Source organism: Galactobacillus timonensis, assembly GCF_900240265.1.
Taxonomy (GTDB): domain Bacteria; phylum Bacillota_I; class Bacilli_A; order Erysipelotrichales; family Erysipelotrichaceae; genus Bulleidia; species Bulleidia timonensis.
The window spans coordinates 1,216,309-1,235,588 of record NZ_LT964739.1 but is presented as its reverse complement, the minus strand read 5'-3'; the positions used below and the strand labels follow the sequence as shown (position 1 = coordinate 1,235,588).

Below are 19,280 nucleotides of genomic sequence, written 5' to 3'. Positions count from 1 at the left end.
CAAGAGAAATTATAGCGGAAGCCAGCACCCCTGCGTAATATTTCGCGTCTTGAGTTCGTGCTGAATCCGGTTGAGCACCTGCCTCTTTGCAAGTGACCATAACGGCGCAATCAGTTCCTCAGGATCCCCGTCTCCGCTCAGCCGCATCAGAATCACAGACGGATCGGTACTTGCTATGCACGCAGCGACTAGATCCACATACGCATCAAGTGTCAAAGCATGAACCTTTCCCTCCTCATACAGGGTTTCAAGATCCGTATTCTTCAGCACATGCAGCAGCTGATACTTCACACCGAAAAGATGAAAGCGATTGAGATAGCGCACCGTTTCCAGCACCCGTTGTTTGTCTTCCCCGGGCAGACCGAGAATCACATGCACAATGACCGGAAAGCCGTGTATTTGAAGCACGTTCACCGCCTGTTCAAAGACAGACAGCGGATAACCCCGCCGCATCCAGCGTGCCGTATCTTCGTGCATCGTCTGCAGGCCAAGTTCGATCCAGATAAACTTTGAAGGATATTCCTTCTTCAGCTCATCCAGCAGAGAAATGACGTCCGGCCCCAGACAGTCCGACCGCGTAGCGATGGAGATACCGGCAAACAAGGGATCTGAAAGCGCCGATGAAAACAGAAACCGAAGCCGCTTCAGGGGCGCATAGGTATTGGTGTAGGCCTGAAAATAGGCAATGAAATATCCGTTCCCCAGTTCCGGATGATGGACATAAGAAACCGAAGACATATCGATCTTCTGGCCGTCGTACTTTGTCGCAAAGTCACCGCTGCCTCCCGCGTCGCAGAAAATACAGCCCCGGCTGTCAAGTGTCCCGTCCCGGTTGGGACAGGTCATCCCCGCATCGAGAGCGATGCGGTACAGCTTATGGCCGTAGGTTTCCATGCACCAGTGCGAAAACATGCGATAGCGTTCCATGCTTTCACAGTACCATAAGCCGCCTTGGATCATGTAGACTTGTATCCAAAGTAATGGAAGTATCGCGATGAAACGACCGTTTGTTACGGAGGAAAAGATACGATGGATTGCCAGCCGGTATCCAACACCCTTCTATCTCTAGGATGAGGCAGACATCCGTGCCAATGACGCAAGGATCAAGCAGGCATTTTCCTGGAACCCCGGCAATCCTGAACATCATGAAGAACCTTGGCAGCGGCCTCGACTGTTCTTCCTATACAGAACTTGAAATGGCTGCGAGGCTCGGCTTTCAGGGCAGTGACATCATGTTTTCATCCAACGATACGCCGGCCGAAGACTCCATCCTTGCAAGAAATCTCAACGCAGCGATCAACTTTGACGACATCTCGCATATTGCCTTCTTCATCTTCACCATTGCCAACAGTGTGATGAAAGTTTTTTTGTTCACTCATTCTTGAGGAATTTTGGCGCTTTTGAAATGTGTGGGGTTAGAGTCAAACCGGAGCGATAAATCTCTGGGGTAACTGGCGCCCCATAATCATGAACTCAGCGCCCGAGTCATCTGAAGTAAGACATGACCTTACAACTGGTTTGAACAGCTGTGAGGCCAAGTTTTTATTTCGCCGTTTTTGTGACATTCGAGTGTATCGGGTTCAATGAGTAGGTCGCATCCTTGTCCAGAACGTACATGAGGCGGTTGCGGAATCTGTCCCAGTTGTGATAGCCGTTCGCATTCTTCTTGATGCACTTACAGATTGAGTTTCGGTTTTCAATGATCGCATTGGTCATCCGCTTATGATAGGCATTGGGTTTGCCGGTCTTGGAATCGACCTTGTAGATGTAGCCGTAGGTAGTAAGAGAATTGATGATTTCGGTCCGCCATTTGGTCAGTGTGCTGGCGAAGTGACGCATTTCCGGTACCTGAGACTTCCTGAACTCCGTAATCAGTTCGTTCAGTTTCTGCTCCCTATCGTTGGGCGTGGCGGTCTCATAGTAGTCGTATACTTTTTCTTTCAGATTCCATGACTCCATCAGCTCAGGGCTTATTTTCAGGAGCTTCTCGCGGAGATCATAGTAGTTAATCGGAAATTTGAAATGATTGTTATATCTTCTCTGTCCGTTTGGATCGAACAGCTTCTTACCATCTTTTGTGCTGCTGTCGGAATGCCTGTAGAGAATCCAGTTGAACTTCTTGAGAAGATAGTATTCATCGGAACCTTTTGTGGTTCCTTTCATGGCACGGATTCGAACACTGTCGGTCTGGCGTCCCAGTTCCTGGCAGAGATGGAATCTGTCCACGATACCGATACTGTTCGGGAAACACTTCTTCATGACCGTTCGATAGGTATCGTACATATCGAAGGAACAGGCTTTGACTTTCTTCCGCTCTTCCAGCGGGATCTTCATAAAGTAGCTGAGCAGCCGATCTTCCCGTCTGGAGTTCAGGAAATCAATGGGCGTCTGTCTCTGGAAATCCATAAGAACACAGACGAATTTCTCGCTGTAGTTGCGGAAGGCATAGACTTCATCAAAGCTGATCATCTCCGGCAGAGGTTTCCTGGGAAGACTGACGTGATCATCAAACAGATAGGCAGCTGTGGCAGGAGAGAGATGATACCTGCGCGCAACGGAAGAGAATGTCTCGTTATAGTTCTTCAGATCCGTGAGCACTCTCTGAACCGTGAATGCGGAGATACTCATACTGCCAAAGGAGAATGGATTCTTCTCTGCATAGGTTCGATGACATACCGGACAGACATATCGTCTGGCCCGGTAAAGCAGCGTACATTTACGATCAGAAAGAACACTGTGCGTAATCTTCTTCCAGTAATAATCTTTGATCCTTGGAGTTTTACAGCCGCATTCCGGGCAGGGCTCATAGTGCGGAACGAGCCGGACTGAGATCTGTGCATTTCCATTCAAGTTCTGATACTGGAAGTCCTCCACATCACTGTCTTCCAGGCCGAAGAGCTCCATGATGTCCTCTTTATTCGTGTTAAGAGACATACCGATGACCTCTGATTCTGCAGGGAATCGATTGAATACCGTATACCATGCATGAATTCCTTTCCGGAAAGCCGAATCAAAATGATGAACGAAGGGCTTTTCTTCAAAATGATGAGGTGAAACGTTCCTTCGTTCGGTATTGATCGGCTTTCATCCCTTCTGCCCTCAGAATAGGAACGCAGAGGCTTCTTTGATATTCCTGCTGTGAGAAAAAGAGGTCATGTGAAAACGAGCTGGCAGCGCAGCTTTCTGTTCTGCAGGAACTGCCTGCCAAGCAGGGTAATACAATTCGTGGTTATATCCGTATTGAGGTAAATGCGCCTGGTATTGAGCATACTCTGCCAGTACCGGTTGAACTTCCAGCGGATCAGCCGTACAGCGTCATAGTCAAAGGAATTACCGCTTTCTTCAACGGTAAAGGAACGATCCCCGCATGAAGTAAGAACAGCGGTAAAATCGTCCGCGGTGCGGCTGCTGTAGGGGATCATGAAAGACAGCAGAACTGCATCTGCAGACGAGCCTTTCCGGTAAACACGCTTAATGATCAGTGGCACAGTATGATCAAGAATGGTAAATCTTCTGCTGTACTTTGCGTAATACAGATAGCCATTATTCACAATCAGTTCGGAAACCGACTGATCATAAAAGACCTGAACAGCTCTTGTAATGATTTCCTGTGTGGAAGAATCGTTTGAGGAATGAATCAGGCGATTCTTAACAAACTCCACGAGCTTGTGCAAATGACAATGAATCATGATCATCAGACAGGTCTATAATGGAGTCGCTGGCATATGCTGGACTGCGAAGGGTTTGGGGATGCCAGCTTTTATTATTGCCAGGAGCTCAACATTCCTCCTTTACCTGAAGGATAGTCTTTTTCATCCAATTCGAACAATACCTGTACAAAAAAAGCAAACCCCAGAGTCTTAAACTTTCACAGACATACATAAAAGATGGCAACCCCATCACCTTGAAATGCAGGTCACCATCCCCTCAAATTTTTAAATATCCGGAATTTTCCGAATTCCGATTGCACAATCACCGATTGTCCGCTAATATATCGACGGTGCTTTAAGGCAGGTCCAGTGAGGCCGCCAAGGACGAGATCAGTACACTGCGAGGAAAGAGTATGCGCAGATTCTCCTTGACGGGAATCTGCGCTTTTTTGTAAACAGATTCTGATCAGGCACCGGGAAAGGGAGATTGTATGAAACTCATTTACGATGTAGAAGACAAACCGAAACTTGGCGCATTGATCACTTACGGCTTCCAGCAGGTGCTGGCGATCATGGCCGCCACCATTGCCGTACCGATGATTGTAGGCAACGGCATGTCTACCGGTGCAGCGATCTTCGGAGCAGGCTGCGGCACCCTGGTCTATACCTTCTTTACGAAACGCAAGAGTCCGGTATTCCTGGGCAGCTCCTTCGCCTTTATCGGATCGATGGTTGCCGCCTTCGCCGGTGCCGTCAGTGTGCAGGCAGGCTTTGCGGGACTGTTACTCGGCGCAATCTTCGCGGGCCTTGTCTATGTCATCATTGCCGCGATCACAAAGGCTGTCGGCGTCGGCTGGATTGACCGCCTGATGCCGGCCGTCGTCATCGGCCCGACCGTTTCCATCATCGGTCTGAGCCTGGCCGGAAATGCGATCAGTGATCTGCAGGTCAGCTCCGCAACCGGTGAAACAACCAAGATTGCCGTCCTCTGCGGACTTGTTGCACTGTTTGCCACAATGCTTGCCAGCACCTACGGCAGGAAGCACGCACGTATGATCCCGTTCATCATCGGCATTCTTTCGGGATATGTTCTGGCAGCGATCTTCACCTTCATCGGAATCGCAACAGGAAACACAGCTCTGCAGATTACGAACTTCAGCGCCTTGACAAGTCTGTTTGCGGATGGCGTCCAGCTGTCTTCGTTCTTCTCGGTTCCTGACTTCACATTCACGCATGCATTCGCCGGCTTCTCCGAGATTACCGGTGCCTACGTTGGAACGATCTTTGCGGCCTATGTACCGGTTGCCTTCGTTGTCTTCGCAGAGCACATCGCAGACCACAAGAACATCTCGAGCATCATCGGCCGCGACCTGCTGAAGGATCCGGGACTGGATCACACTCTGCTGGGCGATGGAATCGGATCCATCGTCGGTGCCTTCTTCGGCGGCTGCCCGAACACAACGTACGGTGAATCGATCGGCTGCGTCGCCATTACCCGCAACGCTTCCGTCGCAACCATCATTACGGCTGCCATCGAGTGCATCTGCCTCTCCTTCCTGTCGCCGGTCGTCGGCTTCATTGCCACGATTCCTTCCTGCGTCATGGGCGGCGTGTGCATGGCTCTCTACGGATTCATCGCCGTATCCGGCCTCAAGATGGTACAGAACGTCGATCTTGATCAGAACCGCAACCTCTTCGTCGTCTCCACGATTCTCATCGCCGGCATCGGCGGACTGTCGCTGACGTTCGGAAGTGTAACGATCACCGCTGTCGCCTGCGCGCTGATTCTCGGCATCGTCGTCAACCTGATGCTGTCGAAGAAGCAGCCGGATGCTGATAACAACGATTGACCTGCAGTACACAAAAGCGGGGCACGCTTCAGACACAATGAAGCGTGCCTTTTTTCATGCTCGTCCATCTCAAAGCCGCAGAAAAAAACTCCAGGCAGCCGCATAAGCAGGCATGCGCAGGAGTTCCATTTTTCCAAACAGGATCCAGAATCCAATGTCTTATTTTCCGGGCCGATAGTGTTCCAGGAAATAGGCATAGAAATCAATCGCATCGCTGCATGCATCAAGACTGATCCGCTCATTGTTTCCATGCATGCAGGACAGTTCTTCGGACGTAAGACGTACCGGATAGAAGCGCAGGCAGTTTTCGGTCAGCTCCGCATACCAGCGATTGTCCGTGCCGCCTGTCATTACATAGGGCGCCACGCCGCAGTCCGGAAACTGATGACGAATGCAGCCTTCCAGATATTTGTAGGCAGCACTGTCCGTCGGCGTCACCGGCGAAGCTTCGCGGCTGTAGAGAACTTCAAACTCAAGATCATACTTCGCACCGATCTTCTTCAGCACATTGACCGATTCCTCGACATTCTGCGTAAATCCCGTCCGCAGATTGGCGACCATCGACGCATGCGACGGAATGACGTTTGCCGCATCCGATCCCTTCATCATTGTAAAGGCACAGGTCGTCCCAAGCAGCGCACCTGCCTGATTGTTCACCTTCGGCATCAATTTGACCAGGAGCGGCCTGAACAGCCACAGATTGCCCATCAAAAGCTTCATCCCAAAATCAAAGGAAGGAGCCATCCCTTCAAACATCGACTGCACATGCGGCGTCATCAGGCGCTCAAACGGCTTTTTCCGGTTCACATCCGACACAAATTCACACAGCCGCGTCACCGGCGTCTCGGCCTTCGGCGCACTGGCATGTCCACCTTCTCCGCTCGCGGTCACCTTCAGATTGACATAGCCCTTCTCCGTAATGCCGATCACCGCATACGGACGGTCCATGCCTGCCATCGCCTTATCAACGACCGCGCCGCCTTCATCCAGAGCCAGCGCCAGACGGTTGACGCCATGTGCCTTCAACCAGTCGATCGCTTCCTTTGCCCCGTTGCCAGACGTCTCTTCATTGATCGAATAGGACAGATACACATCGCACGGCGGCACAAAGCCCTTCGCAAGCAGTCCTTCAATTGCCGACATCTGACAGAAGATGTTGCACTTGTCATCCATCGTTCCCCGGCCATACAGAGCGCCATCATGAATCTCCCCGCCAAACGGAGGATATTTCCAGCCCGAAGGATCCACCGGCACCACATCCTGATGTCCCATCATCAGAATCGGCAGAGCAGAAGAATCCTTTCCCTTCCAGCGATAGATCAGAACCCCGTGCACCACGTTCTTCTCCATCGTCTTTGTACACAGCGGGAACAGATCATCAATCACATCATGCAGCTGATCAAAAGCCGAAAGATCCTCATCCCCGTTCTTTGAAATCGTTTCGACACGGATCATGCGCGCAAAGCGCTCACCCATTTCCTGCAGCTCTTTCTCATTGCGGCTCACCGCCATCCGCTGTCCCTTCGCCGGCGCCCTCAACAGCAGCGCCCGAATGATCGCAATCACCAGCAGAACCGCAAGAACAATCAATATCCAAAGCACAATCTTTCCAATCATTGCCAGCATCGTCATACCCTGCCTTTCCTGGCTAGCGCAACCGCAACACCCATCGCAATCACCGCCAGCACCACAACCATCGTACTCACAAGGTTTGTTAACGAAGGCATCAGAAGAAACACAATCACGCCAAGTGACCATGGCACAATCGCAAGCTTCGGATACTTCTTCAGATACGTATAGCCCATCGCTCCAAACAGCGCCACAACCACCGTTTTAAATGCCGGCACAAGAACCGGATTCTCCAGCAGCGGCGTCAGAGGCACAATGAGCATCACGCCGATGGCGAGTACCACATCCGTCACGATCGCCGACACCGATACCGCAATCGTCGAAACAACTTCATTCTCTTCCGTCCCGATTTCGGTTTTGGCAAGCTGACGCGCATTCATGACACACGGAATCTTCAGGTTGATCAGATTGCCCGTAATGAAGGCAATGTAGGTTCCGCCCGTACCAAGCATCGGCGCATAGGTAATGACCTCAATGATTCCCGAAGGCACCATCTGCACCAGCAGTGACACAAACGCCAGCCAGTAGCCCGACGTAAAGCGGAAAGTCGAATGAAACACGGCACAGATCAGAAACGGCACCGCCAGCATCAATACAAGCATCACCGCCATCGAAAAGCGGCCGATTGCGTGCATCTGTTCCTCATAGCTTCCAGTCTTCTTCATGATCCTTCACCCCCATCAGTTAAGAAACGTGCTCATCGACGGGAAGATGAACTGCCCGATCACCGCACATGCCATGCCAACCAGCATCGAAAACGAAAGCGCATAGTTTTCCAGCCAGTGGATGTTTTTCTTATGGATCAGATGCTGAAAGAATGCATTGGCAAAAAACGCCGTCACAAACGCAATCAGCGGCAGAATGTTCACCGGCCGCGTCTGTCCCGAAACGGTCACGGTACGAAGATAGGAAACCGCATCCCCAAGATACGCCGCAATCATTCCCAGAAACATCGACGAAAACAGAATATCCGCCATCTTCGGATTGCCCTTTGCCTTCGTCATGATTGATTTCTGATATTTCCGGAAGAAAAACAGCACAAACACCGCACCCGAAAGAATGCACACCGTCATTCCCAGAACAATCGACGCAAGATCGCCGCCTGTCATCATCGAACTGGGCAGCTCCCCAAGGCCAAGACCCTTGGCAAGATTTGACGCCGTACTGCTCTCATAATGCAGCGCACCCAGCACCGAAAGACGCAGCCACGGCACCGGAACACCCAGCGCCGGCGCCAGGGCAAGGACACCGATCAGGATTCCGATCGAAGGAACCACCGTAAAGGCAGCCGAAGATACTGCCGTCTGTTTCAGCACCGCCGGATCCATGCCAAGTTCCCTTCCACGCTTCCATGCCCGCCTCAGAAAGAGCACAGACTGAAAAAGAACTGCGACCACCAGCACCGCCGCAATCAGATACATGGGAACTGAATTCGCCTGACGAAGAAAATCACTCATGATCATTCCTCCAATGAAAGATCAAGTTACAGATGAAGAATGTTTCTTTCTCTTCCTATGAGGATACTATAGCGCGGCTTGCTGAGGCAATCGCATCATCGCCGGAAATTTACAGATTAAAGAAATGCCGCAGACGCTCAACGCCGACGAGGCATCAAAGCCGCGATCATCACAACGCATGCCGCAGCACCACCGGCCGCCACCGGATTTTCACGTACCCGCCGCAGAATATAGGCAAGCGTACTGCGCGACAAGGATACATCCGACACAAGATCCGTCTCATATACTGTCTGTCCATTGACCGTAACGCTCAGGGTACCCAAAGTATCCCCGGCTGCTACCGGCGCATAGACTGCATTGGTTTCCGGCAGAGAAAGCTGCGTATCAATCACTGCATCCTTCGGCAGATCCATCACAACATCAGACACGTTCGTCAAAACAATTTCAGAACCATCGAACGAATCCAGCACCTCCACGCGGCCGGCTTCCTGTCCCGCGCTCAGAAGCGTCTTCTTTTCATAATGGTCCTGAAACCAGCTGTAAAGAAGCGAAGCGTCCGCAAAATTTCCGGATCCTTCTGCCTGCCCGCTCACCAGAACCAGGTGCATGTCTCCGATGCGAGCAGAACTTGCCAGGCAGCGGCCAGCCTGCGGCGTCCATCCGGTCTTTCCACCTTCAAAGCCAACCGCATCCAGACCGAAGGAAGATGCACTGCCCCAGACCGTACTAGTCAATGTCAGGCCCGTCGTTGTCGTATAGGACGGCGTCGAAATCAGCTGCTGAAACACATCATTCTTCAGACAGTAGGAAAACAGGATGGCAATATCACGGGCACTGCTGTAGTGATTCTCATCGTGAAGCCCGGTCGCATTGACAAAGTGCGTCGCATTCATGCCAAGTTCAGCGGCCTTTTCGTTCATCATCGCCACAAAATCAGAAACCGATCCGGCAACGGTATAACAAAGCGCATTGACGGCGTCCGCTCCACTGGGCAGTGCACATCCATACAGAAGGTCACGCACCGTCGGCTGATCGCCGGCAGAAAAACCGGCAACCGAAGCGTTGGCTTCCGCCAGTCCGGAAAGCATCTGGGAAGTGATCGTTACCTGAGCATCCAGATCCGGCAGATTCTCGATCGCAAGGATCTCCGTCATGATCTTGGTCAGGCTCGCCGGGAACATCTTCTCATCCCCGTTCTTATTGACAAGCACCTGCCCGCTGTCCGCATCCATCAGATACACATATTCCGACTGCGCCGAGGGCACATCCGGATCCGTATACGCAGAAAAGGAGGCCTCCGTTTCTGAGCCCTCCGCCTGCACCGGAACAAATCCGCCGCATATCATAGCCACTGCCGCAGCCAGCAGGAAACGCAACAGCCTTCTCATTCGTCCTGATCGTCCATTTCCGAAAGATAGAGACGCGGCGAAATGCCAAGAAACAGCACCTCATCCTTGTGATTGGTCCCGCTCTTTGTCCGCATCAGACCGGCCGCCTCCAGGATCGTCGAATCCTGCTTCGCCGCAAAGACATACAAATATCCCGCACCGCCGTGCAGAAGGATGTTAACAGCCCCCTGCAGCAGCGAAATCATCGTCGCAAAATCAATCGGACCGACCACTTCACCGATCGTCATCAGCGTCACCAGGTCACTGCCCTCATCCGGCCTGCGCAGACGCGTCAGAAGCGGAAGCGAGCGCGACGTCGGCCGCGACTCGACAAGAATCGAAATCCGCGAATTTTCCGGTCCCTGAAAAATCAGACCGCCGCACTTGCGCTGTCTGGCAAATGATAGAAGATTCGGCTTATCGTGAAACCGCTCCAGAATCTGTCCGCAGCGCTCAATATGAACCTTCCAGCCATTATTGAAACGCTCATTTTCACGCTCAGCACAGGCATCGAGAAGATCAATGGAAAGATCATCCTGAATATCGCCCTGATCCTCATTCGTATTCTTCTCAAAGCTGAACAGCTCATCATTCACATTCTGCCGCAGCGAAGAAATCACGATCCACGCCCCCGCAGCGACCGCCGCCGCAAGCGCAACCCGTATCCCAGCAGAAGAAACGTTCACAAAGGCAAGCACCGAAAAGCACACCAGCATCCCCAGAAAGATGCCCATGCCGGACAGCCTGTCCAGCCACTTGCACACCAGAATTCCCACCGCAGCCACAGCTGCCGCAACACACAGAAAACTATTCATAGTTTCCAAATTATATCAGACTCCTTCACTCTGTACGAAGGGCCGCAACCGGATCGCTCCCGGCCGCCTTGCGGGATGGCAGGAATCCGCCCAGAAGCGTAAGCCCAATGCTCAAAAGCACCAGCTCACCGGCAAATCCGACCGGAAGGCTGGCCTCAATGTCCGGCAACTGCGTACGAATATGCAGAATATGCGAAACCAGCGGATTCAGCGCAATCGTCAGGCCGATTCCCATCACTCCCGACAGCAGACCGATCATGATCGACGAAACGACGAGCGAAAGCGCCACGAAGCCGATCGTGTGGTTGCGATAGAAGTCCCAGTCACGGTCCCTGTATTTTTTCGTCGATACGCCATTGATGATTAAATCACCGGAATCATACCGATCCAGGCCGCCAATTACATTTAAAAGCGTCGTCTTTCCGGAACCGGAAGGCCCAAGAATGGCGACGAATTCGTTGTCACGCAGGCTGAGACTGACATGGTCCAAAGCCTGCTGCACCAGCGTACCGGTTTTGTACTGTTTACAGAGATCGACCACCTGCAGCATAGATTCGCTTTACTCCATGTACAGTGTAATCAGTCAACGTGATTGTGCCGGTATACATATTTCCAATTTTGCAAACTTACCAAAGTCCGGCGACCAGCACAGCGGCGCAGCAGCCGGCCGCCGTCGCAAACAATCCTGCATTGCGCCAGCTCAGAAACAGCCCTACCGCAAATGCCGCAAGTCCTGCCCACATATTGCCGGAAGAGCTGATAATTGCCGGAAACGTCATTACCGCCAGCGTCACATAAGGAACATAATAAAGAAACGAACGAATGAAGCGGCTCTTGATCGGTCTGCGCAGCAGCGTCATCGGCAGAGCGCGAATCGTATACGTCACCGCCGCCATCACAATGATATAGGTCCAGACACTTTTCATTGCTGTTCCTCCGGAATCGGATATTTCCAGGCCGCAAAGGCCGCAATCGCAACCGTCAGCACGATGATCTGCGTACCGGAGCTGATCGAAGAGATGCCCGGCAGAACACTTGCAAGATACGAAAGCACGAAGCTGCAGACAACGATCCGCCGCAGGATACGATCTCCTTTGCAGGGCGGAATGATGACCGCCAGGAACATGCCGTAGAGCGCCACGCTCAGGCTGCTGACTAGGATGGATGGCAGCGCAGATCCGGCAATGACGCCAAGCACCGTACCTGCCGCCCATCCTGGGATCGCGACAAGGGCGGCGCCATAGTAATAGAAGGGATTGAGGTGTCCCTTTCGGGAAGCCGCAATGGCAAACAGTTCATCCGTAATCACAAAGCTGATGCCAAGACGATGGCCGAAAAACGTATGCTCCGATAATTTCTGGGACAATGCGCAGCTCATCAGGAAGTAGCGCGCATTGACGATCAGCGTCATCAGCGCCGTCTCAAACAGAGAGGCATTGGAAGCAATCATCGTGATACCGGCATATTCGCCTGCCGAAGCCGTGTTCAATACACTCATCATCAGGCCTTCACCCGGTGTGAGACCGGCATTGCGCATGGCAATACCCAGTGCAAAGGAGACGGCGAAGTAACCTGTCATGATGGGGATACCATCCTTGATTCCCCGGGCAAATTCGATGCGGTTATCGGAGTGATTCGTCAGTTTGATGTCGGCAGCTGCTGTTGTCATAAAAATTCAATCGGATACGATTCCCTTTCCTATTTTTTCTTCTCTAATTATTGAGTTTGAAATACAATCAGTAAAACAAATCTTTATAATGGTTTCATAAGGAGTACTTATGGATAACCGCTATCAGATCTTTCTTCAGGTGATACAAAGCCATTCGTTTACGAAAGCTGCGGAAGCTCTCGGCTATTCGCAGTCCGCCATTTCGCAGGCCATCCGTTCACTGGAAGAGGAAACGGGTACCACCCTTCTTCTGCGGGGAAAAAACGGGATCACGCTGACCAGGGACGGGGAAGACTATCTTCCCTATTTTCAGGCCGTCGTTACAGCCGAGAAAGCGCTGGAAGAAAAGAAGAAGGAAATGGCGGGATTCAGCCGTGCCATCATCCGTATCGGCACCTTTACCAGTGTGAGCCGTAATCTTCTTCCTCCCCTGATGCATGACTTTGAGCAGATTTATCCTGCGGTGCGTTTTGAGCTGCGCCAGGGGGAATATGATTCCATCGCGTCAGATATTCGCAGCGGGCGGCTGGATTTTGGCTTCGTGGTCCCGGAGTTTGTAAGCGGCATTGCGACGGAAGCGATCTACAGTGACACGATGATGGCAGTGCTGCCGCTGTCTTCACCGCTTGCGAATCGTTCTTCCGTTTCCCTGGCGCAGCTGGAACAGCTGCCCTATATTCTTCTCGATGAGGGAGAGCACAGTGTCGCTCTGCGGGCGTTTGAAACCCATCATCTTCATCCCGATATCCGCTACAAGATTACAGATGACTACTCCATTCTGACAATGGTACAGAAAGATATGGGATATTCTATTCTGTTTCGTCTGACCCTTGCCGGTTACTCGAAGGGAGTTGCAGTTGTGCCGATTGAGGAACCGTTTGAGCGTACCATCGCCATGGGCTGGCGCAGTTATGAAGCTTTGCCTTTGGCGGCGAAGACCTTTATTTCGTTTATCAGGAAACAGGCTCCAGCGATTCTGCAGCAGCTGGAGCGCTGATTTTTCAGGGCCCAAATACAGAAAAACCGGGGCACAAGGCCCCGGAAAAGGAATGCAGGATAAGAAATTGAATCGAATTACTGATTGTCTGCGTCAACTGCCTTTGCGGCTGCGCGTCCGGAAACAATGATTTCTGTAATAGCGTTTCCGCCGAGACGGTTGCCCGCATGGATGCCGCCGGTAACTTCGCCTGCCGCATAGAGGCCGGCAATGGCGCTGCCATTATTATCCAGAACATGGCGGTCCAGATCCACCTTCAGTCCGCCCATTGTATGGTGCGTCGAAGGAGCCATGAAACGGACACGTACCTTGTCCAGCTTGTAAGTATCCGGCAGATAATGGCCATTTTCATCTTTTTCCACTTCGCCGATTGTTCCGCGTACCGAAAGCTTATCAACGTCGAGTGAATCAGCGGTGCCCATGACATAGGCATCATAATCTTCGATGGTTTTGCGCAGCGTCTCTGCGTCACAGCCGATCATTTCGGCAGTTTCTTTCACGGTGCGGAAATACATTCTGCCTTCAATATCGGTCTGGGCATTGTTGAAGCCGCCCGGGCCGGCAACAGTGTTAACGTTAGAAATTTCGACATAGATGCCCGGAACATACTTGAGGCCGAGCTTCTCTGCCGCATCCTGCGACATGCCGTGTTCGAAGGCACCTTCCGAGAGAACATCACGTTCTGCGGACTCATCGACATAACGCTTGCCGGTTGCCGCATCGATGAAGATAACATTTTCTCCGGCGCCGCCTGCGAGGTTGCCATTGTCAACCCATCCCAGGGGCATCATCTGTGTCCATCCTTCGCCTTCGGTTGCGGCATTCAGGCTTTCTGCCATTGTGATACCATCGCCCTGCAGCGAGGAACGGTTTGTTGTGCCAATGTTGTCGGCAATGAAATCTGACTGCCAATAATCATTGGTCGACTGGACCATCGGAATATTGGCACCATAGCCGCCGGTCGCAAGAATGACACCCTTGGTCGCATGAGCGGTTACCGTGGTGCCATCGTACATGACGGCATTGACACCGGTCACTCTTCCATCTTCCGTAATCAGGGATTGTGCCGTAGTGCGGGTCAGAACCTCGTTATGGTCGTTTGCCTTCAGAACGGTATTCTTTGGAACAGCAAAGTAGGCGCCCCACTTGGATTCATAGAATTCTCCGTCAACCGTTCCGCCAACGACAGCGTTTTCTCTCTGCCACAGGCAGCCGATGAGTGTCGACTGTTTTTCATAGTCGAACTGTGCACCCTGTTCCACGAGCCATGGCTTGATTTCCTGGCCGCCTTCAATCACCTGCTTCACAAGATCAACGTCGCCATAGATCCAGTCGGTGCCTTCCTCATTGGGACGCAGGCCGCCATAGTAGGTCTGGAAAACATGCAGATTCAGCGTCGAGAAGAGCGGAAGCTCCGTCTCCTGTTTGCCAGCCGCCATCTGTGCGTCTGCCCAGTCAAGGTACTTCTTGATCTCTGCCTTGAGATCCTTGAGAACCGGCAGATACTCGGCATGGACGCCGCGTGCCGCATTCAGCGAAATGTCACCTGCAACAAACGGATGATCTTTATCCAGAGTTCCGTCAAACGGTTCTTCGGACCAGTTGTAAATGGTGCGCAGCGTATCAATGCGGCCAGCATCATTGAGAACCTTCGCATACTCTTTGCCATCGAGCGGATTGATACCTGTGGTCGCATCCGGGTTTTCCGGATCCCAGACAAGATAAGGCATCACCGACTGGAAGGCGCCGCCGGAAACCAGTGTGTTGCCACCAATCTCCGCATTCTTTTCAATGACAAGAACGGTGCTGCCATCCTGGGCTGCCTGGGCAGCTGCCATCATGCCGGCACCGCCGCCGCCAACAATGACAACATCCCATGTATCTTCGATCGGATCCTTGGCTTCATGATGAACCGTATTGGATTTGAATGCCGCAAGATCGGAAGCCTTTGCCTGCTGTGCCGCATCATTGAGTGCTTCACGAACAGCGGCCGAGGTAAACGTTGCGCCCGATACCGTATCGATACCAGACCCGTTAGCTTCCTTGGCATCCGCAAACATAATGTCATATGCAACATCGCCGACATGAGCCGTTTCGCTGCTTGTCTTGACCGCGATATCTTCAATGCCATCGGCACTGAAGGTGACATCCAGCTCCACCGGTCCGTTATAACCGGAAGCTTTGCCAGTATAGGTTCCGGCGGTATAAGTTACCGGCTTGTTTTCAGAAGAAGCCGGTGCTGCCATGTCTGACACATCGACGCCTGCCGATGTAAGAGCGGCATTGGTCGCATCGATGATTGCCTGCGAGGTGATCGTTGCGCCGGATACAGTATCGACTGCCGTGCTTTGTGCCTCAACAATAGCGGCCGGAATCTGCTCAAGAGCCGGATCGGCAATGCCCGCCGTTTCCTTCTGATCTTTGACGGTTACGCTGTCAATGGCGTTGTCACTGAGAACAACCTCCACCGTAACGTCTCCGTTTTTCCCCGCTGCTGTTCCTGTATAAGTCCCCGCCTTATACTTGGCATCGGAGGTGCTGGAAGCACATCCGGCCATAGAAAGAAGCATCAGCGTGGAAAGAAGAAGTGTACTGAATCGTTTCATTTTCTTTCCTCCCTGGAATGTAAAGCCCTTTCATTCTATAGAAGAGAGGAATTTCACAATATCATTATCTTGTCAGAAAATAGAAAAATCTGATCCTTGTGAATTATTGATCCTTTGCCGGTACTGTGAAGGAGTAACTCCAAATTCCCGCCGAAAATCCCTCGTAAAGTAGCTCGGACTGCTGTAGCCTACCTGGCGGGCAATCTCCTGAATGGTACAGGATGTTTCCCGCAGGCGGCGCGAAGCATCCTTCATGCGGAACGAGTAAAGATACTGCATCGGCGACGTCTGAAACGTTTCCTGAAAGCAGCGAATCACTTCCGGAACGGATACGGAGGCGGCACGGGCAAGATCCGCAAGCCGGATCCTGTCACTGATATGCCGGTCCATATACTGGAGCATTACCATGGTTCGGCTGCGACGGGCGGGGATACAATGATCACCACCGGCAGTATCTTTTTCGCACAGCTTCCACAGGTAGTACCACGCTTCCGCAAACCGGCTGCGGGCAAAGAGGTCGCTGCCATCCTTATTCTCCAAAAAATCGGAAATGATGGTTTGAAGCCGGCGCAGAACGGGGGCACTCTCTTTACCGGACAGAAGGATGCAGTCAAACGCCGCACTGTTAACAATCCCTTCCATATATCGGTTATACAGGCGCATATTGCCGCCATTGACGTAGCGGGAAGAAAAGTGCAGCCCCGCGATACGGCAGGGTTGTGTCCCGATCGCTTCAAAGCGATGGATGACTTTACTGTTGATGAAGACACCTTCATGTTCGCGAAGAGTCATGATCTTTTCGTTAACCTGAAGCTGAACCACTCCCTGTTCCACAGAGAACAATTCAAAATCAATGTGACAATGCAGCGGAACGGCACCGTCGCACTCCTCCATGTTGTAAGCGTAATAAAACGCCGCATAGACATCTTCATGAAACAGGGTGCCGATATCGATCACCCCGTCGTGGGCAGGAAAACGCGGTGCCCGCTGAGAGAATATATTCACTTCATCCATGAGTGAATTCTAGCATTGCAATTCACCTTCCGTTCAGCGAGCTTCGTTCGATGCCTGAAACACGCATCAAGTTACCCGTGATCGATTTGCCTGTTGATGATCCTTTGATCAGCTTCTGGTCTATCATCACCTGGCTGTCGCTTACGCTTGGTGCATAAAGAAAAACCGCATTGCCATGCGGATTTTCATATATGGAGCACCTGACGGGAATCGGACCCGCGTATCAACCTTGGGAAGGTCGCATTCTACCATTGAATTACAGACTGTTTTCCTGGCGCATTTTCATAGTTGTTCGGAAGAGGCGCATCCGGTTCCGCCACATCACCGCCACACGCGCACAGGCAGTCCGAGCGCCGCCACACACCGCCACATGTTATGCTGCGCATCGGCCGCGCACAAACGAGGATCAGCGCCTCAGTATACCCCATGGGGGTATGTTTAATTATCGCTCATACCCCCGCCCCGTAAGCGTTAAAAATGGGCACGCTGTATTTTGCGTTTTAAGGGCCATAGGAGCGCCAACACGGCGCGGATGGATATTTTATCGGGCAAGCGCATAAAATCGCTCTACGGGCACGGGAGAGGCCTAGAATCGCATCTTGCGAGTTTACGCCGCCACACAAACCGCCACAACAGCTGCGGAGCCTGCTAGCAGAAAACGGCATATGTGCTATTCCGCGTTTTAAGGGCCCTAGCGGCGCAAACAGCACCCGGACGCATATTTTATCGGGCAGACGCATAAAAGCGCTATACGGGCCCGGGAGAGGCCAAAAATCGCATTCTGTGCGTTTGTGCTAGCTGCCGGAGTTATGAGCGCCCCGGTAATCGGTGATGTATTGCACGCATTGTGCGCCTGTATTATCCAGCAGATGCGTATACGTTCTGAGCGTCTGTTCCACCGAGGCGTGACCGAGCCGGCGCGATACGGCGACAATGTTTACACCGGAATTAATCAGCCACGTTGCGTGCGAATGGCGCAGCCCGTGAATTGTGATCTGCGGGAGCAGCGGATCATCGGCAGTTGCAGCGGACATAGCGGCGTGCCATTGGCGATCAAGCGTAGTTGGCGACAGCGGGCGATCACCGCCGAACAGATACGGGCCGGCGCTGTTGTGATAAACCTGCAAAACAACCTGCCATGTTGTATCGTCAATGCCAATCCAGCGCACAGCCCGCGTTTTCGTTGTCCCGCGTACCTGCGTTGCGTTGCGTTGGCTATGCGCAACATGCAGCCGCTGCCCGCTGACATCAACGTCATCACGGTACAGCGCAATCAGTTCACCCCGGCGCATCCCGGTCCAAAAGAGAATGATAAAAAATTCACGATATGGCGAAGGCGCATACGGCACAACACGTGCAAACTGATCTGGCGTAAGCACTGGATGCTCTGACACGCGCAGCACCTCATCCGGCGTCTGCGGGACGGCGTGCATCAGCACAGACGGATCCGGCGCACCATACACGGCCGCATAATAGCGGCACACCGCCCGCACGAGCTGAATAGTCTCATTGCGCACGGCGGAAGAATAATCGGATCCGGCAATTGAGCGCTGCAAATCCGAAAGCGTTGCCCGCGTAATCTGATCCATGCGCATGCCGGCGATATCCTGCAATCGGTACTGTATGTGCGATGCCTGCTTTTCGCGCACTCGTTCACCGCACCCGCGCCAATCCGCATACGCTGCGAGCATATCGGCGAATGTCGGAACATGAGCGGCGTCCGCAGTACCATCGCCGCCACGGCGCATCATGTCACGCTTGCGCAATAACTCGGATTCAATCACACGGGCCTCTGATTTCGTTGGCGCGGTGCCCGTCAGTTTGTGAATACGACCGGCCGCGTCACGGTACTCAACGCGCGCCTGCCACGAATCACCGCGCTTACTAACTGCCATATCCGCCACCTCCCCGCCACAGCATAGCACGCGCAGTGCAAATCTGAAGCGCTAATTGTTCATACGGCGCAGAGGCGGGAAGCGCCACCGGGGAATTATGGCCCCCTTAAGGGGGGCCATATATCCCCTACGGCGCAACCCGAGCGCTTACGTAATAAAAAACCATCCCCTGCAGGGTATTGTGCCACATACAGCGAATAGCGCCATACGATCAATCCCGCACGCACACATCATCCGCAGATAAACCCCCGGAGGGGGTGGACGGCATAGCCGGCCGGGGGATATCGTATGCGCTAAAACTATCATTCCC

At 52.6% G+C, this 19,280-nt stretch carries 16 protein-coding genes and 1 pseudogene; 3 read left to right on the top strand and 14 right to left on the bottom strand.

The genetic code is table 11. The features are described from left to right. Nucleotides 1–9: 9 nt before the first annotated feature. The gene (gene mnmL, locus C1714_RS05860) at nt 10–927 is read right to left on the bottom strand and encodes a tRNA modification radical SAM protein MnmL/YtqA (RefSeq protein ID WP_102343156.1); all 918 of its coding nucleotides are present in this window, start codon (nt 925–927) and stop codon (nt 10–12) included. A 143-nt stretch (nt 928–1,070) separates the two neighbouring features. On the opposite strand from mnmL, the gene C1714_RS14235 reads away from it, so the two are divergent. Further along, complete coding sequence (locus C1714_RS14235) at nt 1,071–1,385, top strand: hypothetical protein (protein WP_342587467.1); 315 nt, start codon at nt 1,071–1,073, stop codon at nt 1,383–1,385. A 157-nt stretch (nt 1,386–1,542) separates the two neighbouring features. On the opposite strand, the gene C1714_RS05850 is transcribed toward C1714_RS14235, so the two are convergent. Further along, a complete protein-coding gene (locus C1714_RS05850) occupies nt 1,543–2,934 on the bottom strand; it encodes an ISL3 family transposase (RefSeq protein ID WP_102341307.1) in 1,392 nt (463 codons plus the stop codon). Nucleotides 2,935–3,152: 218 nt separating this feature from the next. Further along, on the bottom strand, nt 3,153–3,695 hold the full coding sequence (locus tag C1714_RS05845; protein WP_102342307.1) for a hypothetical protein: 543 nt from the start codon (nt 3,693–3,695) through the stop codon (nt 3,153–3,155). Nucleotides 3,696–4,141: 446 nt separating this feature from the next. Between C1714_RS05845 and C1714_RS05840 the strand changes: the two genes are divergently transcribed. Beyond that, entirely contained in the window at nt 4,142–5,500 is a 1,359-nt protein-coding gene (locus C1714_RS05840) for a uracil-xanthine permease family protein (protein WP_102342306.1), read from the top strand. A 159-nt stretch (nt 5,501–5,659) separates the two neighbouring features. On the opposite strand, the gene C1714_RS05835 is transcribed toward C1714_RS05840, so the two are convergent. From C1714_RS05835 to C1714_RS05805, 8 genes and pseudogenes are all read right to left on the bottom strand, one after another. Beyond that, entirely contained in the window at nt 5,660–7,132 is a 1,473-nt protein-coding gene (locus C1714_RS05835; protein ID WP_167849945.1) for a M20/M25/M40 family metallo-hydrolase, read from the bottom strand. Further along, entirely contained in the window at nt 7,129–7,794 is a 666-nt protein-coding gene (locus tag C1714_RS13990) for a hypothetical protein (RefSeq protein WP_167849944.1), read from the bottom strand. The genes C1714_RS05835 and C1714_RS13990 overlap by 4 nt, the downstream gene beginning before the upstream one ends. Before the next feature lie 15 nt (nt 7,795–7,809). After that, nucleotides 7,810–8,586 (bottom strand): DUF5058 family protein, encoded by a 777-nt coding sequence (locus tag C1714_RS05830; RefSeq protein WP_167849943.1) that lies wholly within the window; start codon nt 8,584–8,586, stop codon nt 7,810–7,812. A gap of 137 nt (nt 8,587–8,723) precedes the next feature. Next, nucleotides 8,724–9,974 carry a D-alanyl-D-alanine carboxypeptidase family protein gene (locus C1714_RS05825; RefSeq protein ID WP_102342303.1) on the bottom strand — a complete coding sequence of 417 codons (1,251 nt, stop codon included), beginning with the start codon at nt 9,972–9,974 and terminating at the stop codon, nt 8,724–8,726. Further along, entirely contained in the window at nt 9,971–10,789 is an 819-nt protein-coding gene (locus C1714_RS05820) for a hypothetical protein (RefSeq protein WP_102342302.1), read from the bottom strand. Before C1714_RS05820 ends, C1714_RS05825 begins: the two co-directional genes overlap by 4 nt. A gap of 286 nt (nt 10,790–11,075) precedes the next feature. Continuing rightward, nucleotides 11,076–11,339, bottom strand: a pseudogene (locus tag C1714_RS14230) (ATP-binding cassette domain-containing protein); the annotation flags it as partial. A 76-nt stretch (nt 11,340–11,415) separates the two neighbouring features. Beyond that, nucleotides 11,416–11,715, bottom strand: coding sequence for an AzlD domain-containing protein (locus tag C1714_RS05810; RefSeq protein ID WP_102342300.1), 300 nt, complete (start codon nt 11,713–11,715; stop codon nt 11,416–11,418). Further along, entirely contained in the window at nt 11,712–12,458 is a 747-nt protein-coding gene (locus C1714_RS05805; protein WP_102342299.1) for an AzlC family ABC transporter permease, read from the bottom strand. The genes C1714_RS05810 and C1714_RS05805 overlap by 4 nt, the downstream gene beginning before the upstream one ends. A 109-nt stretch (nt 12,459–12,567) precedes the next feature. On the opposite strand from C1714_RS05805, the gene C1714_RS05800 reads away from it, so the two are divergent. After that, the gene (locus C1714_RS05800) at nt 12,568–13,455 is read left to right on the top strand and encodes a LysR family transcriptional regulator (protein WP_102342298.1); all 888 of its coding nucleotides are present in this window, start codon (nt 12,568–12,570) and stop codon (nt 13,453–13,455) included. Nucleotides 13,456–13,532: 77 nt separating this feature from the next. On the opposite strand, the gene C1714_RS05795 is transcribed toward C1714_RS05800, so the two are convergent. The 3 genes from C1714_RS05795 to C1714_RS05780 form a co-directional block, all read right to left on the bottom strand. Beyond that, on the bottom strand, nt 13,533–16,061 hold the full coding sequence (locus C1714_RS05795; protein ID WP_102342297.1) for an FAD-dependent oxidoreductase: 2,529 nt from the start codon (nt 16,059–16,061) through the stop codon (nt 13,533–13,535). A 72-nt stretch (nt 16,062–16,133) separates the two neighbouring features. After that, complete coding sequence (locus C1714_RS05790; RefSeq protein ID WP_102342296.1) at nt 16,134–17,075, bottom strand: AraC family transcriptional regulator; 942 nt, start codon at nt 17,073–17,075, stop codon at nt 16,134–16,136. A gap of 794 nt (nt 17,076–17,869) precedes the next feature. After that, the gene (locus tag C1714_RS05780) at nt 17,870–19,000 is read right to left on the bottom strand and encodes a tyrosine-type recombinase/integrase (protein ID WP_135567896.1); all 1,131 of its coding nucleotides are present in this window, start codon (nt 18,998–19,000) and stop codon (nt 17,870–17,872) included. Nucleotides 19,001–19,280: the final 280 nt, after the last annotated feature.